We start from the raw sequence: 19,216 nt of genomic DNA, 5'->3' as shown, positions 1-19,216 counted from the left end.
AGTCAACTAAGGACCCAAGTTTGGGGTAGTTGTGCTCACTATTGCTTAAAGTAAAGGATAGTATTATGCGTAATGTAGATTTCACTCCACTGTACCGTTCAGCAATTGGTTTTGATCGTCTTTTCAATCTAATGGAAAATAACACGGCAAAAACAAATGGCGGTTACCCTCCGTACAACATCGAGCAAAAATCTGAACATAACTACCGTATAACCATGGCGGTGGCGGGTTTTGCTGAAGAACAAATCGATTTAACTCAACACGAAAATATGCTGATTGTACGTGGTGAACGTCCTGACGCTGATGAAACTAAAACCTATTTATACCAAGGTATTGCAGAGCGTAACTTTGAGCGTAAATTCCAGTTAGCGGATTACGTGAAAGTGGTGGGCGCAACCATGGAGAATGGTTTACTGCATGTTGATTTAGAACGTGAAATTCCAGAAGCGATGCAACCACGTAAGATTGCTATTAACGGCAGTAACTTACTGGAAAGCTAATCGTATATTGGTAAAAATTTGAAATGAAGGCGCTGTGATAGCGCCTTTTTTATGTCTGTATTTTATTACCGCGGGTATTAGAAATAGTGATGACTTATTGCTTTGGAATCACCAATGCTGTTTGTCATTGATGATCATTCAACACTTGATATTGCCATTTGTTGGTGATGGAAAAGCAATGAGTCATGAGTACAGTTTATCTACTCTGAATACGCCTTCAACACTTCTTCAGCAATGATATCGATGCCTTTTTGCATCATGGCTTCATCTTGTACGTAGTTCATACGTAAGCATTGGTGAGCATGATCCCAGCTGTCGTCTTGGCCAATAAAGAAGTATTCACCAGGGACAATTAATACGCCGCGTGCTTTCAAGCGTTTGTATAGTTCCATTGTGGTGATTGGCAGTTCATCAAACCATAACCACAAGAAAATAGCGCCTTCTGGTTTGTGAATTCGAAAGCGAGGATCGGTAATCGCCGTTTGTAGCATCTTAACGGCAGCTTGAGATTTGTGACGGTAGAACGGCTGTATTACGTCTTCACTTAAACGCAATAAATCACCCGACTCAATCATGTGCAGACCAATAGCAGGTCCCATACTTCCCGGCGCTAAACTGATAATGCCGTTTAGATTGGTCATCGCTTCTGTCATTTTCTCATTGGCAATCACGATGCCACAGCGTAAGCCCGGTAAACCTAATTTAGAAAGGCTCATACAAAGAATGGTATTTTCATTCCAAAATGGCGTGACTTCTTCAAAGATAATATTCGGGAAAGGGGTGCCATAAGCATTATCGAGAATTAATGGAATATTATTTTCACGCGCTAGTTTATCCAGTTTAATCACTTCATCATCAGTAATTACATTGCCTGTCGGATTTGTAGGGCGAGAAATACAGATAGCCCCAACAGAATCATCAACTTTTAGTTGGCTAAAATCGACATGGTATTTAAACAAACCGTTGTCGAGCAATTCAATCTCTGGACGATAAGAAATGAAGCTATCAACTTCTAATTCAGAATCCGCATAACCAATGTATTCAGGCGCAAGAGGCAATAAAATTTTCTTTTTAGAGCCATCAGCATAAGTACCTGCTAATAAATTGAATAAGCTAAAAAATGCACTTTGAGAACCATTGGTTAGGCTGATGTTTTTAGAGCTGATATCCCAACCGTAGGTTTCTTTAAGTAAATTAGCCAACGCTTTCACAAAGCTGTCTTTGCCTTGCGGGCCATCATAGTTGGCCATTGCTGCTACCAATTCACCTGAATCGAGCATTTTTTGTGAGGCGCCTTTAAAGTAGTCGAGCATGGCGGGAATGCCTGCAGGGTTACCGCCACCGAGCATGATCGCGCCAGGGGTGCGTAAGCCATCATTTAGGTCATCCATTAATTGGGTGATCCCGCTGTAACGAGTAAATTTTTCGCCAAATTGAGTAAACTTCATTACGACTACCGTGATAATTAGAGAGTGGATGTACTGATTGTTTTAACAACATACCTCAACACCAAACAGAGATAAAGAGCCAAGATAAGCCCTTATTTCATTGCTTAGGCCGTAAACTCAACGTGATTTTTCATAAAGTGCTTATTTTTGCTACTCCCAAAGGGGTCAGCGAGGTATACTTCTTGGTTATATTTATCAACCATCGCGCGAATTAAATTATGCAAAAATACGATATCAAAACCTTCCAGGGAATGATCCTCGCGCTGCAGGATTATTGGGCACAACAGGGTTGTACGATTGTACAGCCATTAGATATGGAAGTGGGCGCAGGTACGTCTCACCCAATGACATGTCTGCGTGCACTTGGCCCAGAGCCAATGGCTACCGCTTATGTTCAACCATCTCGTCGTCCTACGGATGGCCGTTATGGTGAAAACCCTAACCGTCTGCAGCACTACTATCAATTTCAGGTAGCGTTAAAGCCTTCTCCAGATAACATTCAAGAGCTGTACTTAGGTTCTTTAGAAGTGCTTGGTATCGATCCTCTTGTTCATGATATTCGTTTCGTAGAAGACAACTGGGAAAACCCAACATTGGGCGCTTGGGGTCTAGGCTGGGAAATCTGGCTAAATGGTATGGAAGTAACGCAATTTACCTACTTCCAACAAGTTGGTGGCCTTGAGTGTAAACCAGTTACTGGTGAAATCACTTACGGTATTGAGCGTCTTGCTATGTACATCCAAGAAGTAGATTCGGTTTACGATCTTGTATGGAACAACGGCCCTCAAGGTGTGGTTACTTACGGTGACATTTTCCACCAAAACGAAGTTGAGCAATCTACGTACAACTTTGAACACGCAGACGTTGATTTCCTATTTGGTTTCTTCGATCAGTGTGAGAAAGAGTGTAAAGAGTTGCTTGAGCTTGAAAAGCCGCTACCTCTTCCAGCGTACGAGCGCATTCTAAAAGCAGGTCATGCATTCAACCTGTTAGATGCTCGTAAAGCGATCTCAGTAACTGAGCGCCAACGTTACATTCTTCGTATTCGTAACTTAACTAAATCGGTTGCAGAAGCATACTATGCATCACGTGAAGCATTAGGCTTCCCTATGTGTCGTTCTAATAAACCGACAGCAACTGAGGAGAAGTAATCATGGCGAAGAATTTTCTAATCGAATTAGGTACTGAAGAGCTTCCACCAAAAGCACTTCGTTCATTAGCTGAAGCGTTTGCTGCTAACTTTGAAGCTGGTCTTAAAGCGGCAGATTTAGCACACCAAGGTGTTAAATGGTACGCAACCCCTCGTCGTTTAGCGCTTAAAGTGGCTGAATTAGACGAAGGCCAAGCAGATAAAATCGTTGAAAAGCGTGGTCCTGCAATTGCTTCTGCGTTTGATGCTGACGGTAACCCGACTAAAGCGGCTCAAGGTTGGGCTCGTGGTAATGGTATTACTGTAGAACAAGCTGAGCGTCTAAAAACAGACAAAGGCGAATGGTTACTTCATAAAGAAGCAGTTAAAGGCCAACCGGTACAAGAGCTTGTTGTTGAATTAGCAGCAAAAGCACTTGCTGGCTTACCAATTCCTAAAGCAATGCGTTGGGGTAACTCAGACATTCAATTCATTCGTCCAGTGAAAACACTGACTATCCTATTGGGTGACGAATTAGTTGAAGGCTCTATCCTAGGTGTTGCTTCTACTCGTACTATCCGTGGTCACCGTTTCATGGGTGAAAGCGAGTTTACGATTGATTCTGCTGACCAATACCCTGCTATCTTAGAAGAGCGCGGTAAAGTAATGGCTGACTACGATGCGCGTAAAGCGATCATCCTTGCTGATGCTCAAAAAGCAGCTCAAGAAGTTGGTGGTATTGCAGATCTAGAAGATGAATTAGTTGAAGAAGTAACGTCTCTGGTTGAATGGCCTGTTGTATTAACCGCTAAGTTCGAGCAAGAGTTCTTAAACGTTCCTTCTGAAGCGCTAGTTTACACAATGAAGGGCGATCAAAAATACTTCCCAGTATATGATCAAGAGAAGAACCTACTTCCTAACTTCATCTTTGTTACTAACATCGAATCTAAAGAGCCTCGTCACATTATCGAAGGTAATGAGAAAGTGGTTCGTCCGCGTCTTGCTGATGCTGAGTTCTTCTTCAATACAGACCGTAAGCGTCCGCTTATCGACCGTCTGCCTGAATTAGAACAAGCTATCTTCCAAAAGCAATTGGGCACAATTAAAGACAAAACAGACCGTATTACTGAGCTTGCTGGCTACATCGCAGAGCAAATTGGTGCGGATGTTGAGAAATCTCAACGTGCAGGTCTACTTGCTAAATGTGACTTAATGACATCAATGGTATTTGAATTTACAGATACTCAAGGTGTTATGGGTATGCACTATGCAACTCACGATGGTGAAGATGCACAAGTTGCATTAGCGCTTTACGAGCAATACATGCCTCGTTTCGCTGGTGATGATCTACCAAGTACTGACGTATCTGCATCAGTAGCAATGGCAGATAAACTAGATACACTTGTGGGTATCTTCGGCATTGGTCAAGCACCAAAAGGTTCTGATCCATTTGCACTTCGTCGTGCTGCACTGGGTATCCTACGAATCATCGTTGAAAAAGATTACAACTTAGACCTAGTTGATCTAGTGGCTAAAGCGCAATCTCTATTTGCTCTAGAAGATGGGTCAACTAAGCTAACGAATGCAAATGTAGACACTGACGTGATTGATTTCATGCTAGGTCGTTTCCGTGCATGGTACCAAGATGAAGGTTTCAGCGTAGACATCATCCAAGCGGTACTTGCTCGTCGCCCAACTAAGCCTGCTGATTTTGATAAGCGTGTGAAAGCGGTATCTCACTTCCGTGAACTAGACGCTGCTGAATCTCTAGCGGCTGCGAATAAGCGTGTAGGTAATATCCTTGCGAAATTCGATGGTGAACTGGCTCAAGAAATCGATCTTGCTCTTCTTCAAGAAGGTGCAGAGAAAGTATTGGCTGAGAAAGTAGAGATCCTAGCTGAAGCACTAGAGCCTGTATTTGCTGCAGGTAACTATCAAGAAGCACTAAGTCGTTTAGCTGAGTTACGTGAACCTGTTGATGCCTTCTTTGATGGTGTAATGGTTATGGCTGATGATGAAGCACTTAAGATTAACCGCTTAACGCTGCTTAACAAGCTTCGTAATCTGTTCTTAGATATTGCGGATATTTCTCTTCTTCAAAAATAAGAAATAACTCTATTTCATGAAATGCCTCGCTTTTGCGGGGTATTTTTTTGTCTAGATCTCGTATTTTCGAAAATTAGAGGTTAATTATATGACTAACAGTGACTACAATTGATGTTCTTCTTTTTTATTAGGCCGCTGGTTTCGATGAAATTATCTGTGTGTGCAACGTTTATCTCTCTTTCTTTTCTGGCCGGGTGTCAAAGTACCTCGTTACCATCTACGGATAATTCAAACGCTTCTATAACAACTGAGGTTACTTCAGCAGATCAAACTATTCATAAAGAGACTGTATGTCCTTCATTAGGTATTCAGCCTGTTACAGTGACGGTTTCTGAACTGTGGTCTGAAGGTGATGTGGTTACAGATGCTTACTCTGGCGATATTGCTCAGGTTAAAGACGGCCAGATAACATTAACGCCAAGCCGTCATAGTGGTGGATTACTTTTATTAGAATCTATATCAGTATTAGAATCAGAAAAAGAGAAGATTGATTTTCAATGGCAGAGTGCCACGTTTTATCATATCGCCACTGATCGTTTTTATAATGGAAACAGTTGGAATGACCACAGTTATGGTCGTCAAACATCAGCTCAAGGCTTTAAAGGCGGTGATATCGCAGGCTTAACGAAGAAGTTAGATTATTTGGCTGAGTTAGGTGTTGATGTATTGTGGCTTTCGACGCCATTAGAACAAGTTCACGGTTGGCTTCCTGGTAAAGATGGAAACACACCTGAATACCCATATGCAGGCGGAGCAACACTAGATTGGACTCAGCTTGATACCAACATGGGTAGCGAACAAGAGATGAGGAGCTTTATAGATTCTGCTCATCAATTGGGAATGCGAGTGGTGTGGAGTATTGATTCAGCACCTTCCAAGCCAAGCCTTGCCGATCTACAGCAATTTACGGTTCAACCGCAAGATGGCAGTGAACTACCAAGTTATTGGAATGATTGGCAACCAAAAGAAGGGCAAAATCTAACTCATTATCTTGATGCATTTAACGATGAGAGTGGTCAAATTCCACAGTGGTGGTCTTCTGATTGGTCTGATCTGAAGTATGAAGGAACCGTGTCGACGCCAGAGTTTTTTATCAATAAACCGACCACAGAAGTGACTCAAGAAAGTAAAAAGAAAGACGCGCTATTAACTCAGTGGGTAACGTCATGGGTGTCTAAATTTGGTATTGATGGGCTTGTTTTATCCCAATCTACACCACAATTAACCAAACAGTTTGAAGCTCAAGGCAGCAAAGCACTTGAAGCGTGGAAGAAAGACAATCAATACAAAGCGCTTGAAGGTTCTTCATTTATTATTGTTGATTTAGAAAACCAAAATCATTTTATTCCCCAAATTCATACTATTGAATCCCAATGCTTACCGTTAAATGATCAAACTAATGCACAAGATAAAGCGCCAATACATGCACTCACTTGGTTTGATAAAGATAAACAACCAGAATTAACGACTGACAATTATGCACAGTATCGAGATGCTGCCTCGACCTTGTTACTGTCTAATGGCAGTGTTTCCATCTGGTATGGCGATGAAAGTGCCAAGCCTGGTGACTTATATAGCATGATGAATTGGGAAGATGCGACAGGCCAATATTGGTCTTTGCGTTCTCATTGGAAGAAATTACTCTCTTTTAGAGGGAATCATTCCGCGATAGTACAAGGTGATTATCAAGTCGTTAAACAAGAGCCTTATTATGCTGTTATACGCAAAAATGAATCAGATAAAGTGATGATTGTGTATACGGGGGAATAGAGGTTTGATTGTGATGAACGGTGTCATCAAACTTTCATAAAATCCGAATAAGAGTGTGATACTAGCCACATAGGTTTTGTAATAGAGGTGGTAATCTATAGCTATAATTAGTTGTATTGGTATCTGTTTCTTAAAGGAAAGGAGCTTATCATGACTCGCTTTTTAGCTATCTCACCACAAAGCCAGTGCTATTTATTTACAGTGGCATTAGCACTTAATTTATTAGGAATGGTATTAACCGATATGTGGGTACCCATGGTAGTAGGGGCGATTGTCACTACTGCATTATCTGTGGATGCTTGGGTTCGTGTTCATTACGTATTACCAATGAAGAAAGAGATGCGTAACTTACAGCATGAGATTGAAAATATTCAGAAACAAGTGCGAGACATCAGTACACAAACTCAATAGCTGTTTGTTTATAATGGAAATAGCATAAAGGCGACCAATAGGGTCGCCTTTATCATTTCTTACGCTGGAAGTCCTTTACGAATTAAAAATCGGTAAGGGAGGGTATCTGTATCTTCAGCGATAAGTTCATGATCCATAAAGCGGCAAAAACTCGGAATGTCGCGAGTTGTGGATGGGTCATCCGCTTTGATCAGCAAGGTGTCACCATCCTCCATCTGTCGAATTGTTTTTCTAACCATCATTACTGGTTCAGGACAGCGTAATCCTTCCGCTTCTAGTATTTGGGTCGCGCTATCAAAGTTGATGGTCATCGTTGTATCTCTTTACAGTTAAAGGCGACCAAGATCATACTGCTGTAAAAAAAATAATCAATACACATTGGAAAAGAACTGGAAAGAGCGTAAATTAATTATTAACAATAAATTAACACTGGACGGTTATTTTGTTGTTTTAGCTACTCTTAGCTATAGATAGAAAGCAACAGAAGGATCGCATTATGCTTACTCAAATTGACCGCTTAACTATTTATTGTGTACTTTGTCTTGTTACGATTTGCTCATTAGTTTTACGCACCCCTGAAAATATCAGTTTATTTCCTTTAATTAGTCTTGCCTCCGTTATGATCGCGCTGACGATTGAGTTAAAAACCTGGTCAGAAAGTGAAACCGCAGAAGAAAAAGATTACTAGAAACACCTTAACAATTAAAAATTACACCACACTCTAACTTTCCCGCCTTTTTATCATTCTTGATTCCAACAAGAAATGAATGAATTGCGGGATTTTTTTTATTTTTAAAACCGTTAAACTACGTAATTACCATTAAGGTATATCAAACATAGGTGTAGATAATGGAATTAGAAGAAGTTTATCGCCGTGATTTAAATTTACTCATTGCACTTAGAGTCTTATTAGAAGAAAACAGTGTTAGTCAAGCAGCTCTTCGACTTAACTTGAGTCAATCAGCAATGAGCCGTGTTTTGGGGCGATTACGAGACTTACTGGGTGACCCATTATTTACTCGACAAGGGCAGCATTTAGTCCCTACTCAAAAAGCCTTAGAGATTAATGCGCAGATAAATCAACCGCTGGAATCTTTGCGTCAATTACTCACGCCGAGTGACTTTACACCTATGTATTGTGATCAGCATTTTTTAATTGCGACCACCGATTATGCGATGCAAACGATCCTGCCTTACGCACTTCCTAAGATTTACGAACAAGCGCCGAACATATCATTGGAGTTTACTTCTCTTAATCATGAGAACTTGTTTAAACAGCTGAGTACTGAAAAAGTGGATATGGCGATATGTCGTCCAATTGGTTCTGTTTCTCCACTAAAACAAGACGTATTGGGACAGGTTGGGGTGCTGTGTTTGTTATCTAAGAACCATTCCCTTGCAGGATCAGCACTGACTCTAGATGATTATTTATCATTACCTCATGCCATGATAGCGATCAGCGATGGCGTAAAAGCATTATTAGATACGGCATTACTAGGTCAAAGAGAAAGAAGGCAAGTACTTAGGGCGTATCACCTAGAAGCTGCGTTGGCCATTGTTGATAAAATGCCACTAGTGATCACAGTTCCTGCGGATCTCGCTTACTTGGTTGCTGAAAGATATGATCTTGTGATTAAACCATTACCGTTTGAATTTACCCCATTTGATTATTCACTTATTTGGCATGCACGCTGCGATACTTCTCCAGCCCAAGCGTGGTTAAGAAAAGTGGTAAAAGAAGAGTGTGGTAAATTGATAGAAAAACGTATTGAAGACATTGGTTTTGTATAAGAAGAATATCCAGCTATCGTTATGTAAAGCATAAAAAAGGCAGCGATTAGGCTGCCTTGGTTTACTGATGTTTTCACATTAATACTAAGCTAGGTAGGGCTTAGTATTAAATTCTTCTAGTGAGTAATACTAAATTTTGATTACCACACGACCAGTGATTTGGCCGTTAGTGATGTCTTCTGCTGCTTGAATTGCTTCATCAAGAGAGACTTCTTTAGTTGCTTGAGCGTAGAACGACTCAGGTAGAAGTTCTGCCAGTTGTTCCCATGCTTTGATGCGTTTTTCACGAGGGCACATTACAGAGTCAACACCTTGCAAACGTATATTACGTAGAATGAATGGCATTACTGTTGTTGGTAAATCAAAGCCACCCGCAAGACCACATATTGCTACTGCACCGTTGTAATCAATTTGCGCTAATACTTTAGCAAGTACCTTGCTACCCACAGTATCAATTGCGCCAGCCCATAGTTGTTTTTCTAATGGTTTTGCTGGTTCTTCTAGTTCGCTACGCTCAACAATGCGTGATGCGCCTAATGATTTAAGCAGTTCACCATTTGAAGAAGCTCGACCCGTTACCGCTGCAACTTTGTAGCCAAGTTGGTTAAGAAGCGTGATTGATACGCTACCTACACCGCCGCTTGCACCTGTTACTAAGATCTCACCATCTTCTGGTTTAATACCCGCATCAACAATCGCTTGAACACATAGCATTGCTGTAAAACCAGCCGTACCGATCGCCATTACTTTTTTAGCGTCTAAGCCTTTTGGCATTGGCACTAACCAGTCACCGTTTAGGCTTGCTTTTTCAGCCATGCCGCCCCAATGACCTTCACCAACGCCCCAGCCAGTAAGTACGACTTCATCGCCAGCTTTATAACGAGCATCGTCTGATTGAGAGACAACACCGGCTAAATCAATACCAGGAACCATAGGGAAATTACGAACAATGCGTCCTTTACCAGTAATCGCTAAGCCATCTTTATAGTTTAGAGAAGAGTAGTTTACATCGATTTTTACATTACCTTCAGGCAGCTGAGACTCGTCGATCTCAGTAACAGCAGCAATGGTATTTCTCTCTTCTTGATTCAGAACTAGTGCTTTAAACATAACGAACTCCAATAAGAATAAATAACGATTATCAAACAGTGCGTTTGACCAATGAGATAAGTGTAGGTGAGTTAGTCAAATAAAAAAAATGATACTTAAACATGAGTAATATGCGTTTTCTGCATAGATCCTCTGCGATATTATTTTTCAAAAAAGAGTAAATAAGATCTTTACTTTTTATTGGATCGTGTTATTTTGCACCCTTGCTCTGATGTATAGAGTTATTAATACAAGCAATAAGTACAAGTAAAACCCTCAGAAAAATATCTTCGAAAAAGCTATTATCTCCGTGTTTCATTTCACTTTTCCAATTATTAATAATTGAACATTTCAGCAGATCGTTAGCAGCGAATAAGCCTAACTGGATCTATTTATAATGTAATATGACCGTGTGCTATCGAAGTTGTGAAAATGCGTTGGCTTTATACCTAATATCGTTATTGGGCTATCTACTTTTTTAAACCGTTATTTTAAGATAAGTAGATTGATGAGGTAAAGAACGTACAACTTCTCTATGTATAAATTACATAAGATAAATATCTCTTCTCAGGCTAAACAAGCGCATCGTATTGATGCATGTTTATACTAAAGTTAAGAAGGATATCTCATGTCTAAATCAACAGGCAGAAAGCGTTTTTGGTTCCACCAAGCGCGTGATACAAAAATCATCTCTAAAAAATAAGATGATAAATACGATACCAAATTAGGTATCAACTCGAAAAAAGTCGCCCAAGAAGGCGACTTTTTTAGTTTTTACGATTTAGAATGTTTTGTCTAAGGTCGTTCGAATACCGTTGCGATACCTTGACCAAGACCAATACACATAGTCGCGACACCAAGTTTAGCCCCAGTACGTTCCATGTTATTGATTAACGTGGTGGCAATTCGAGATCCAGAACAACCTAATGGGTGTCCTAGCGCAATAGCCCCTCCATTTAAGTTAATCTTCTCTTCCATGACATCCATTAAACCTAAATCTTTAATGCATGGTAGGGATTGAGCTGCAAACGCTTCATTCAATTCGAACAAATCAATTTCATCAATCGATAAACCTGCTCGTTTCAGTGCTTTTTGAGTGGCTGGAACTGGTCCATAACCCATGATGGATGGATCGCAGCCAGAGACTGCCATTGAACGAACTTTCGCTCTAATGGTTAAGCCTAATTCATTGGCTTTTTCTTCGCTCATAACGAGCATTGCCGATGCACCATCTGATAATGCAGATGAGGTGCCCGCAGTTACGGTACCATTCGCAGGATCAAAGGCAGGTCGCAGCGCAGCTAACCCTTCAAGTGTGGTTTCTGGGCGAATGACTTCATCATGTTTTACTAAAGTGAGAGCACCATTTTCATCGTGACCTTCAATCGGTAAAATTTCAGAATCAAAATAGCCTTCAACTGTTGCTCGATGTGCTTTTTGGTGTGACGCAAGTGCAAAGGCATCTTGTTGCTCACGAGTAATGCCGTGCATCTTACCTAACATTTCAGCCGTTAAACCCATCATGCCAGAGGCTTTAGCCACACTTTTTGATAAACCAGAATGGAAATCAACACCGTGATTCATTGGTACGTGGCCCATGTGCTCGACGCCGCCAATAATACAAATTTCGGCATCACCAACCATGATAGCGCGAGAAGCATCATGCAGTGCTTGCATAGATGAACCACATAAACGGTTAACCGTGGTTGCAGCGATAGATTTTGGTAAGCCAGCTAATAATGAGGCATTACGAGCAATATTAAACCCTTGCTCTAAGGTTTGCTGAACACAACCCCAGTAGATGTCTTCGATTTGATTCGGATCGACTTTTGGATTTCGCTCTATTAAGCCTTTCATTAAGTGCGCTGATAAATCTTCGGCGCGAGTATGACGAAACACACCATTTTTAGAACGACCCATTGGCGTACGGATACAATCAACAATAACTACATTTTTCATGATAAATCCTTCCCTAGGCTGACGTTAATGGAGTCGATACTGATGGTGACTTAGGGGCAGGGTAATAACACTCACCGGCCGCTGCTTTTTGTTTGATGCTTTCCGGTACTTGATAAACCGCACCAAGTTGCTCAAACTCTTTCGCCATCTCTAGGTAAGTAGATAACCCAATCGCATCAAGGTAGCGGAAAACACCGCCTTTAAATGGAGGGAAACCTAAACCATACACTAACGCCATGTCGGCTTCTGCTGGAGAAGCAATAATGCCTTCGTCCAAGCATCGGATCACTTCGTTAATCATAGGTATCATCATTCGAGCACTAATTTGCTCTGAGGTATAAGGTTGAGTTGTATCGGTTACTGTTGCAATGATCGCACTGGTGCCATCATCAACACTTTTCTTCGGTTTTCCCTTTCTATCAACGCTATAAGCATAGAACCCAGTGCTATTTTTCTGGCCATAGCGATCTTCATCAAACATTGCATCAATAACATCTCGACCGTTTTTAGCCATGCGCTCAGGGAACCCTTGTGCCATCACCGCTTGAGCATGATGCGCCGTATCAATACCAACCACATCAAGTAAGTAAGCTGGTCCCATTGGCCAACCGAACTCTTTTTCCATCACTTTATCGATTTGTTGGTAATCGCCACCATCACGCAGCAATAAACTAAAGCCTGCGAAATAAGGGAAAAGAACACGGTTTACAAAGAATCCTGGGCAGTCATTAACAACAATTGGGGTTTTACCCATTTGAGAGGCGTAAGCGACGACGCGATCAATGGTTTGTTGTGAGGTTTTCTCACCACGAATCACTTCGACAAGTGGCATACGGTGCACTGGGTTGAAGAAATGCATACCACAGAAATTTTCAGGACGCTTTAGTGATTTTGCTAATAGTGAAATTGGAATAGTTGAAGTATTCGACGCTAAAATTGCATTTTCGTTAACTTCATTTTCAACTTCCGCTAATACTGCCGCTTTAATTGTTGGATTTTCAACAACCGCTTCAACAATAACGTCTTTGCTATCTATACCACCGTAGTTTAAAGAGGGAGTAATAGAGGAGAGTACCTGAGCCATTTTCAAACCAGATAAACGCCCACGTTCTAATTGCTTATTAAGCAGTTTAGATGCTTCGTTCATACCTAAATCTAACGATGGTTGAGCAATGTCTTTCATTAAAATTGGTACACCTTTTGATGCAGATTGATAAGCGATACCACCGCCCATGATCCCTGCACCTAAAACCGCCGCGCTTGTTACGGGCTCACTATTTTTCACCGCTTGTTTTGCTTTGCTCTTAACGAACTGATCGTTTAAGAAAATACCAACTAATGATTTTGCTACTTCGGTGCGAGTTAGAGCAACAAAGTTTTTGTTTTCTACTGCTAATGCGTCATCTCGGCTCATTGCAGCACTGTGTTCAATTGATTTAACCGCTGTTAGAGGGGCAGGATAATGCTTTCCTGCCATTTTCATTATCATGCCTTTAGCGACATTAAATGACATTGCCGCTTCTAGTGGAGACAGTTGCAGAGGTGCTTTCTTTTGTTCACGACGTTGTTGCCAATTCAATTCACCTGCAATTGCTTGCTTAAGCATAGAAACAGACGCGTCTATCAAGGTTTCACGTGAAACAACACCATCAACCATACCTAATGTTAATGCGTCTTTAGCACGTTTTGGCTTACCTGTAGTGATGACTTCCATCGCTGGGTCGGCACCAATTAAGCGAGGTAAACGAACAGAACCACCCCAACCAGGCATAATACCGAGTTGTGTTTCAGGTAATCCGATCGATGCTGTTTCATCTGCTAAACGAAAATCGGTTGCTAATACGCACTCACAACCGCCACCAAGCGCAAAACCAGTAATAGCGGTTAAGGTCGGAACAGGAAGGTCTTCTAGCTTATTAAATATTATATTAGCTTGATGTAACCAATCACTAAGTTCTTCTGGTGGGGTATCAAATAGCCCTAGGAATTCAGTAATGTCTGCTCCGACAATAAAGGCATTTTTGCCAGATGAGAGCAGGAGGGCTTGTAAATCCTTTTGTTTGTAGAGTGCATCAATGGCTTCGCCAAGTGAATGTAGGGTAGCAAGGTTGAGCTTGTTTACACTGCCTGTCGCATTAAATACGAGGTGAGCAATGCCTGATTCGATGTAGTCTACAGAGAGGTTTTCACCTTGATAAATCATTTTCTATCTCCATGAAATGATAACCAGATAAAGTATTCGTTATTATGATAATCTGGTTTGACCAGTTAATAGTGATGCTAAAATAAACAGATATCAAATTAAATTTAACATTTTATTTACGTTTGTCTTGGTTGATCACAAATTTACTTTCTTCGATTAACGAATAAATATCAGCTTAAAAAGCGTAAATGTCATGAGAAGTGATACACTTTAAGGTTCCGTTTTTACTATCAGTGTAGTCTATGAATGATCAGCCATATCAAGTGCCAAAAGCGATGGCGGTATTTGAAGAAGAGATCAAAAAAAGTGTCTTTATTACCTACCTTGCTAGAACCGCTTCAATTGATGAGGCCAAGGCGTTTGTTGCTGAAATAAAAGCAAAGCACGCTGATGCTAGGCATAACTGCTGGGGCTTTGTTGCCGGTCGGCCTGAAGATTCGATGAAATGGGGCTTTAGTGATGATGGTGAGCCATCTGGTACGGCAGGAAAACCGATACTTGCCCAACTGAGTGGTAGTGGTATTGGTGAGATTACCGCCGTAGTGACTCGTTACTCTGGTGGTATAAAACTGGGTACTGGCGGTTTAGTAAAAGCTTATGGCGGTGGGGTTCAGCAAGCATTAAAGCTGATTGAAACCGAAGAAAAACGGATTACCGATACCGTGGTTTTACATTGTGATTATAATTTAGTGAGCTTAGTCGAAATCTTGTTGCATCAATTTGAAGGACAACAAGTGGCAGCGGATTATAGTGATAGAGTGACAATGACTGTCGAATTAGAAAAACGCGTTATTAGTGAATTTAAAACCGCGATAATCAATAAAAGCGGTGCAAAGATCGAGTTTCCACCGGAAGTGTGAAATGTTTAATACCAACCATTTAGGATATAAGTGACGCTCGGCGTCCAATAAATCATGCAGTTTCGTTCAATTATTCGAATCGTGGGTATCTTACTCGCGGTGTTTAGTTTTTTCATGTTGGCTCCTGCTTTTATCGCGTTTATATATCGTGATGGTGCCGGTGTACCATTTGTTATTACTTTTTTCTTGTTACTGGCTGGTGGCGGTGCACTTTGGTTCCCAAATCGGGATCATAAACAAGAACTGAAATCGCGCGATGGCTTTCTCATCGTCGTTCTCTTTTGGATGGTAATCGGCAGTGCAGGCGCATTGCCGTTTTTGCTTTCTGGATCTCCTGATATATCGGTAACCAATGCCTTTTTTGAATCATTTTCTGGGTTAACGACAACAGGTGCGACCGTTCTTACCGGTCTTGACCATCTTCCTAAAGCGATTTTATTTTATCGTCAGCTTCTTCAATGGTTTGGTGGTATGGGTATCATCGTATTAGCGGTGGCCATTTTACCGGTATTAGGTATCGGTGGTATGCAACTGTATCGAGCGGAGATCCCAGGACCTGTAAAAGACTCCAAAATGACCCCCCGAATAGCTGAAACAGCAAAAGTACTTTGGTATATCTATCTTACTTTAACTATTGCGTGTGCTTTAGCATTTTGGGCTGCAGGTATGGATTGGTTTGATGCCATTTCTCATAGCTTTTCAACAATAGCGATTGGTGGTTTTTCTACTCACGATGCCAGTATGGGTTACTTTAATAGTCCGGTAATTAATGCTATCACTGTGGTGTTCTTACTTATCTCTGCGTGTAACTTCTCGTTGCACTTTGCTGCGTTTGCTTCTGGTGGCGTGCACCCTAAATATTATTGGAAAGATCCAGAGTTTAGAGCGTTTATCTTTATTCAGGTATTATTGTTCCTTATTACCTTCTTATTGTTACTCAAGCACAGTACTTATGATTCGATAGGAACCGCGGTTGATCAGGCACTATTTCAGACCGTATCCATTTCAACAACGGCAGGTTTTACCACAACTAGCTTTGCTGAGTGGCCACTGTTTTTACCTGTATTACTGCTATTTTCATCTTTCATTGGTGGTTGTGCAGGGTCTACGGGCGGCGGCATGAAGGTGATTCGTATTTTACTGTTATCACTGCAAGGGATGCGTGAGTTAAAACGTCTTATTCACCCAAGAGCTATTTTTACTATTAAAATTGGCAGCAAAGCGCTACCTCAACGAGTGGTTGACGCGGTATGGGGCTTCTTCTCTGCGTATGCCTTGGTGTTTGTGATTTGTATGTTGGCATTGATTGCGACGGGTATTGATGAATTAACCGCTTTCTCTGCGATTGCAGCGACGCTAAATAATTTAGGTCCGGGTTTAGGTGAGGTTGCAGTGCATTTTGGCGAAATAAATGATGCAGCCAAATGGATTTTAATTATCTCAATGTTATTTGGTCGTTTGGAAGTCTTTACCTTGCTTATTTTGTTCACGCCGACGTTTTGGCGTAGTTAGTTTTTAGTATTAAAAAGATAAAAGGGTTTACTGTGGAAAGAGTATTACTTCTTCACTCAAGTCGTGAAGGTCAAACTATTAAAATATTGGATTACATTGCGACTAAGTTAGGAAGTGATGTCCAATGTGAGTTGGTCGATTTACATCAGCCGTTAACGGTTTCACTTTCTGATTATGACCGTGTCGTTATCGGTGCTTCTATCCGTTACGGTCACTTGAATAAGAAGTTGTATCAGTTTATCACTCAACATCAAGTGGCTTTGGAACAAGCGAAGGCTGCGTTCTTTATTGTTAATCTAACTGCTCGTAAGGAGGGGAAAGATACTCCAGAAACCAGTGCATATTTTAAGAAGTTCTTATTGAAGTCTTCTTGGGTTCCCGCTTTGCAAGATACGTTTGCTGGTGCATTATTTTATCCTCGTTATAATTTCTTTGATCGCTTTATGATTCAACTCATCATGAGAATGACGGGTGGAGAGACGGATCCAACTAAAGAAGTTGAATATACAAACTGGTTGCGTGTCGATCAATTTGTTGAAAAGATTAAAAAAGGTTAATTTTCAGCCGTTTTGAAAAGAATTGTGCGATAGAGATAGATATTTTAGTTTAGATGCTATTTTTTAGCATGTTAGCTATGGATTTTCTTGTGAAAGTCATTACAATAGCACGCACAACAGGGGTGTAGCTCCAACTGGCAGAGCAGCGGATTCCAAATCCGCGTGTTGGGAGTTCGAATCTCTCCACCCCTGCCATATTTAAGACCTCAGCAGAAATGCTGGGGTTTTTCCGTTTCTAAAGCATAGAAAAGAGCTGCGGATTCCCCTCACCATAAGAACGCGCGTGTTGAGAGTTTGAATTACTCTAGCTTTGTCATATTTAGAGAAGGCTTGTATCGAAAGGTACAAGCCTTTTTGCTATCTGAAATTTGAGAAAAGAACATGTGATGGGAGTGGGCTCTCAGACTTATTTTTAGTTATTGACTATATTCATATTAGAATTAATTTATTGAGTATAAGTAGAGACAACTCATGACTACATTTCAAAAAGATTTCCTATGGGGCGGAGCGATTGCTGCGAACCAAATTGAAGGTGCATTCCAAACTGACGGTAAGGGCTTATCGACTTCTGATATGCTTCCTAATGGTATTCTTAGTCCATCACAAACCAGAGAAACAAGAACGGATGGCATAAAAGATCTCGCTATTGATTTCTATCATCGATATCCAGAAGACATTAAATTGTTTGATGAAATGGGGTTTAACTGTCTACGTCTTTCTATTGCGTGGACTCGTATCTTCCCAAATGGTGATGATGCCGAGCCAAATGAAGCGGGATTAGCTTATTATGATGCGATCTTTGATGAGTTAGCCAAATACGACATCCAACCTTTTGTCACTCTTTCTCATTATGAAATGCCTTATGCTTTAGTTGAAAACTATGGCGGCTGGAGCAATAGAAAGGTCATCGAGTTCTTTGAGCGATACGCTAAGGTCGTGTTTGAACGTTACCAACATAAAGTTAAACTATGGCTGACATTCAATGAAATAAATATGTCACTACACGCCCCATTTACCGGTGTAGGGTTACCTGATGAGGCAGATGAGCAAAGTATTTATCAGGCGATTCATCATCAATTAGTGGCTAGTGCTCGTGTGGTTAATTTATGTCATCAAATGCTCCCTGATTCTAAAATTGGCAACATGTTATTAGGGGCGCTTAACTACCCATATACGTGTCATCCCGACGATGTACTTGCTGCTATGCATGAGAATAACCAATGGCTTTTCTTTGGTGATGTGCAAGTCCGCGGAAAGTATCCAGGTTACATGTTGCGTTATTTCCGTGAGAATCAGATAAGTTTACACTTTGCAGAGGGTGATCTTGAAGATCTAGCAAAAGCGAGTGTTGATTTTATCTCATTCAGCTATTACGCCAGCGGATGTGCGAGTGCCGATCCAAAGAAAAAAGAGGTTGGTAATATTGTCGCGAGTGTTCCTAATCCACACCTAGAAGCAAGTGAGTGGGGTTGGTTAATCGATCCGAAAGGTTTACGAGTGTTATTGAATGTCCTGCATGACCGTTATCAGAAGCCACTATTTATTGTTGAGAATGGGTTAGGCGCTAAAGATGTAGTAACAGAAGAAAATACCATTGAAGATGATTATCGAATAGCTTATTTGAACGATCACCTAGTTCAGGCTCGCGAAGCGGTTCTTGATGGTGTGGAGTTAATGGGTTTTACTTCATGGGGACCGATAGATTTAGTCAGTAATTCAGAGGCTCAACTTGATAAGCGTTATGGTTACATCTATGTTGATCGCAATGATAAAGGTGAAGGTAGCCTACAACGCATTCCTAAAAAAAGTTTTTACTGGTATCAAGATGTAATTAAAACTAATGGTAGTTCATTAAAATAGATTTATTTTGTGATCTAGATC

Annotated in this window: 16 protein-coding genes and 1 tRNA gene; 12 read left to right on the top strand and 5 right to left on the bottom strand. The window is 40.9% G+C overall.

Annotated elements, in window-relative coordinates:
- Positions 1 to 65 precede the first annotated feature (65 nt).
- A complete protein-coding gene (gene ibpA / locus ED622_RS08320; protein ID WP_017020776.1) occupies positions 66 to 500 on the top strand; it encodes a small heat shock chaperone IbpA in 435 nt (144 codons plus the stop codon).
- A gap of 200 nt (positions 501 to 700) precedes the next feature.
- Here the strand turns inward: ibpA and ED622_RS08315 are convergent, their stop codons facing one another.
- The gene (locus tag ED622_RS08315; protein WP_122033433.1) at positions 701 to 1,948 is read right to left on the bottom strand and encodes a valine--pyruvate transaminase; all 1,248 of its coding nucleotides are present in this window, start codon (positions 1,946 to 1,948) and stop codon (positions 701 to 703) included.
- Positions 1,949 to 2,166: 218 nt separating this feature from the next.
- On the opposite strand from ED622_RS08315, the gene glyQ reads away from it, so the two are divergent.
- From glyQ to ED622_RS08295, 4 genes are all read left to right on the top strand, one after another.
- A complete protein-coding gene (glyQ, locus tag ED622_RS08310; RefSeq protein WP_122033432.1) occupies positions 2,167 to 3,099 on the top strand; it encodes a glycine--tRNA ligase subunit alpha in 933 nt (310 codons plus the stop codon).
- 2 nt (positions 3,100 to 3,101) lie between these two features.
- The gene (gene glyS, locus ED622_RS08305) at positions 3,102 to 5,183 is read left to right on the top strand and encodes a glycine--tRNA ligase subunit beta (protein ID WP_122033431.1); all 2,082 of its coding nucleotides are present in this window, start codon (positions 3,102 to 3,104) and stop codon (positions 5,181 to 5,183) included.
- Between the two features lie 144 nt (positions 5,184 to 5,327).
- Positions 5,328 to 6,953, top strand: a complete 1,626-nt coding sequence (locus ED622_RS08300; RefSeq protein WP_122033430.1) for an alpha-amylase — start codon at positions 5,328 to 5,330, stop codon at positions 6,951 to 6,953.
- A gap of 150 nt (positions 6,954 to 7,103) precedes the next feature.
- On the top strand, positions 7,104 to 7,364 hold the full coding sequence (locus ED622_RS08295; RefSeq protein WP_122033429.1) for a hypothetical protein: 261 nt from the start codon (positions 7,104 to 7,106) through the stop codon (positions 7,362 to 7,364).
- A 59-nt stretch (positions 7,365 to 7,423) separates the two neighbouring features.
- Here ED622_RS08295 and tusA read toward each other — a convergent pair whose 3' ends face one another.
- Complete coding sequence (tusA, locus tag ED622_RS08290; protein ID WP_122033428.1) at positions 7,424 to 7,675, bottom strand: sulfurtransferase TusA; 252 nt, start codon at positions 7,673 to 7,675, stop codon at positions 7,424 to 7,426.
- Positions 7,676 to 7,860: 185 nt separating this feature from the next.
- Here tusA and ED622_RS08285 point away from each other — a divergent pair, with 185 nt between their 5' ends.
- Both ED622_RS08285 and ED622_RS08280 read left to right on the top strand, forming a co-directional pair.
- The gene (locus tag ED622_RS08285) at positions 7,861 to 8,052 is read left to right on the top strand and encodes a hypothetical protein (protein ID WP_122033427.1); all 192 of its coding nucleotides are present in this window, start codon (positions 7,861 to 7,863) and stop codon (positions 8,050 to 8,052) included.
- A gap of 161 nt (positions 8,053 to 8,213) precedes the next feature.
- Positions 8,214 to 9,155 carry a LysR family transcriptional regulator gene (locus tag ED622_RS08280; protein WP_122033426.1) on the top strand — a complete coding sequence of 314 codons (942 nt, stop codon included), beginning with the start codon at positions 8,214 to 8,216 and terminating at the stop codon, positions 9,153 to 9,155.
- Positions 9,156 to 9,284: 129 nt separating this feature from the next.
- Here ED622_RS08280 and ED622_RS08275 read toward each other — a convergent pair whose 3' ends face one another.
- The 3 genes from ED622_RS08275 to fadB form a co-directional block, all read right to left on the bottom strand.
- The gene (locus ED622_RS08275; protein WP_122033425.1) at positions 9,285 to 10,265 is read right to left on the bottom strand and encodes an MDR family oxidoreductase; all 981 of its coding nucleotides are present in this window, start codon (positions 10,263 to 10,265) and stop codon (positions 9,285 to 9,287) included.
- Between the two features lie 774 nt (positions 10,266 to 11,039).
- The gene (fadA, locus tag ED622_RS08270) at positions 11,040 to 12,203 is read right to left on the bottom strand and encodes an acetyl-CoA C-acyltransferase FadA (RefSeq protein ID WP_122033424.1); all 1,164 of its coding nucleotides are present in this window, start codon (positions 12,201 to 12,203) and stop codon (positions 11,040 to 11,042) included.
- A 13-nt stretch (positions 12,204 to 12,216) separates the two neighbouring features.
- Positions 12,217 to 14,406, bottom strand: a complete 2,190-nt coding sequence (gene fadB / locus ED622_RS08265) for a fatty acid oxidation complex subunit alpha FadB (protein WP_122033423.1) — start codon at positions 14,404 to 14,406, stop codon at positions 12,217 to 12,219.
- 242 nt (positions 14,407 to 14,648) lie between these two features.
- Here fadB and ED622_RS08260 point away from each other — a divergent pair, with 242 nt between their 5' ends.
- The 5 genes from ED622_RS08260 to ED622_RS08240 all read left to right on the top strand — a co-directional run bounded on the left by ED622_RS08260 (position 14,649) and on the right by ED622_RS08240 (position 19,195).
- Positions 14,649 to 15,266 (top strand): YigZ family protein, encoded by a 618-nt coding sequence (locus tag ED622_RS08260; RefSeq protein WP_122033422.1) that lies wholly within the window; start codon positions 14,649 to 14,651, stop codon positions 15,264 to 15,266.
- A gap of 54 nt (positions 15,267 to 15,320) precedes the next feature.
- Positions 15,321 to 16,778, top strand: a complete 1,458-nt coding sequence (locus tag ED622_RS08255; RefSeq protein ID WP_122033421.1) for a TrkH family potassium uptake protein — start codon at positions 15,321 to 15,323, stop codon at positions 16,776 to 16,778.
- A 32-nt stretch (positions 16,779 to 16,810) separates the two neighbouring features.
- Complete coding sequence (gene hemG, locus ED622_RS08250; RefSeq protein ID WP_122033420.1) at positions 16,811 to 17,335, top strand: menaquinone-dependent protoporphyrinogen IX dehydrogenase; 525 nt, start codon at positions 16,811 to 16,813, stop codon at positions 17,333 to 17,335.
- Between the two features lie 118 nt (positions 17,336 to 17,453).
- Positions 17,454 to 17,530 (top strand) — tRNA-Trp (locus tag ED622_RS08245).
- A gap of 276 nt (positions 17,531 to 17,806) precedes the next feature.
- Positions 17,807 to 19,195 (top strand): glycoside hydrolase family 1 protein, encoded by a 1,389-nt coding sequence (locus ED622_RS08240; RefSeq protein ID WP_122033419.1) that lies wholly within the window; start codon positions 17,807 to 17,809, stop codon positions 19,193 to 19,195.
- The last annotated feature ends 21 nt before the right edge of the window (positions 19,196 to 19,216 follow it).

The organism is Aliivibrio sp. EL58 (assembly GCF_900312675.1).
GTDB lineage: Bacteria > Pseudomonadota > Gammaproteobacteria > Enterobacterales > Vibrionaceae > Aliivibrio.
This window is presented reverse-complemented; position numbering and strand designations above follow the sequence as displayed.

Coding starts and splice junctions, on each gene's coding strand:
- ibpA (WP_017020776.1), top strand. CDS start 66: ATGCGTAATGTAGATTTCACTCCACTGTACCGTTCAGCAATTGGTTTT.
- ED622_RS08315 (WP_122033433.1), bottom strand. CDS start 1,948: ATGAAGTTTACTCAATTTGGCGAAAAATTTACTCGTTACAGCGGGATC.
- glyQ (WP_122033432.1), top strand. CDS start 2,167: ATGCAAAAATACGATATCAAAACCTTCCAGGGAATGATCCTCGCGCTG.
- glyS (WP_122033431.1), top strand. CDS start 3,102: ATGGCGAAGAATTTTCTAATCGAATTAGGTACTGAAGAGCTTCCACCA.
- ED622_RS08300 (WP_122033430.1), top strand. CDS start 5,328: ATGAAATTATCTGTGTGTGCAACGTTTATCTCTCTTTCTTTTCTGGCC.
- ED622_RS08295 (WP_122033429.1), top strand. CDS start 7,104: ATGACTCGCTTTTTAGCTATCTCACCACAAAGCCAGTGCTATTTATTT.
- tusA (WP_122033428.1), bottom strand. CDS start 7,675: ATGACCATCAACTTTGATAGCGCGACCCAAATACTAGAAGCGGAAGGA.
- ED622_RS08285 (WP_122033427.1), top strand. CDS start 7,861: ATGCTTACTCAAATTGACCGCTTAACTATTTATTGTGTACTTTGTCTT.
- ED622_RS08280 (WP_122033426.1), top strand. CDS start 8,214: ATGGAATTAGAAGAAGTTTATCGCCGTGATTTAAATTTACTCATTGCA.
- ED622_RS08275 (WP_122033425.1), bottom strand. CDS start 10,265: ATGTTTAAAGCACTAGTTCTGAATCAAGAAGAGAGAAATACCATTGCT.
- fadA (WP_122033424.1), bottom strand. CDS start 12,203: ATGAAAAATGTAGTTATTGTTGATTGTATCCGTACGCCAATGGGTCGT.
- fadB (WP_122033423.1), bottom strand. CDS start 14,406: ATGATTTATCAAGGTGAAAACCTCTCTGTAGACTACATCGAATCAGGC.
- ED622_RS08260 (WP_122033422.1), top strand. CDS start 14,649: ATGAATGATCAGCCATATCAAGTGCCAAAAGCGATGGCGGTATTTGAA.
- ED622_RS08255 (WP_122033421.1), top strand. CDS start 15,321: ATGCAGTTTCGTTCAATTATTCGAATCGTGGGTATCTTACTCGCGGTG.
- ED622_RS08240 (WP_122033419.1), top strand. CDS start 17,807: ATGACTACATTTCAAAAAGATTTCCTATGGGGCGGAGCGATTGCTGCG.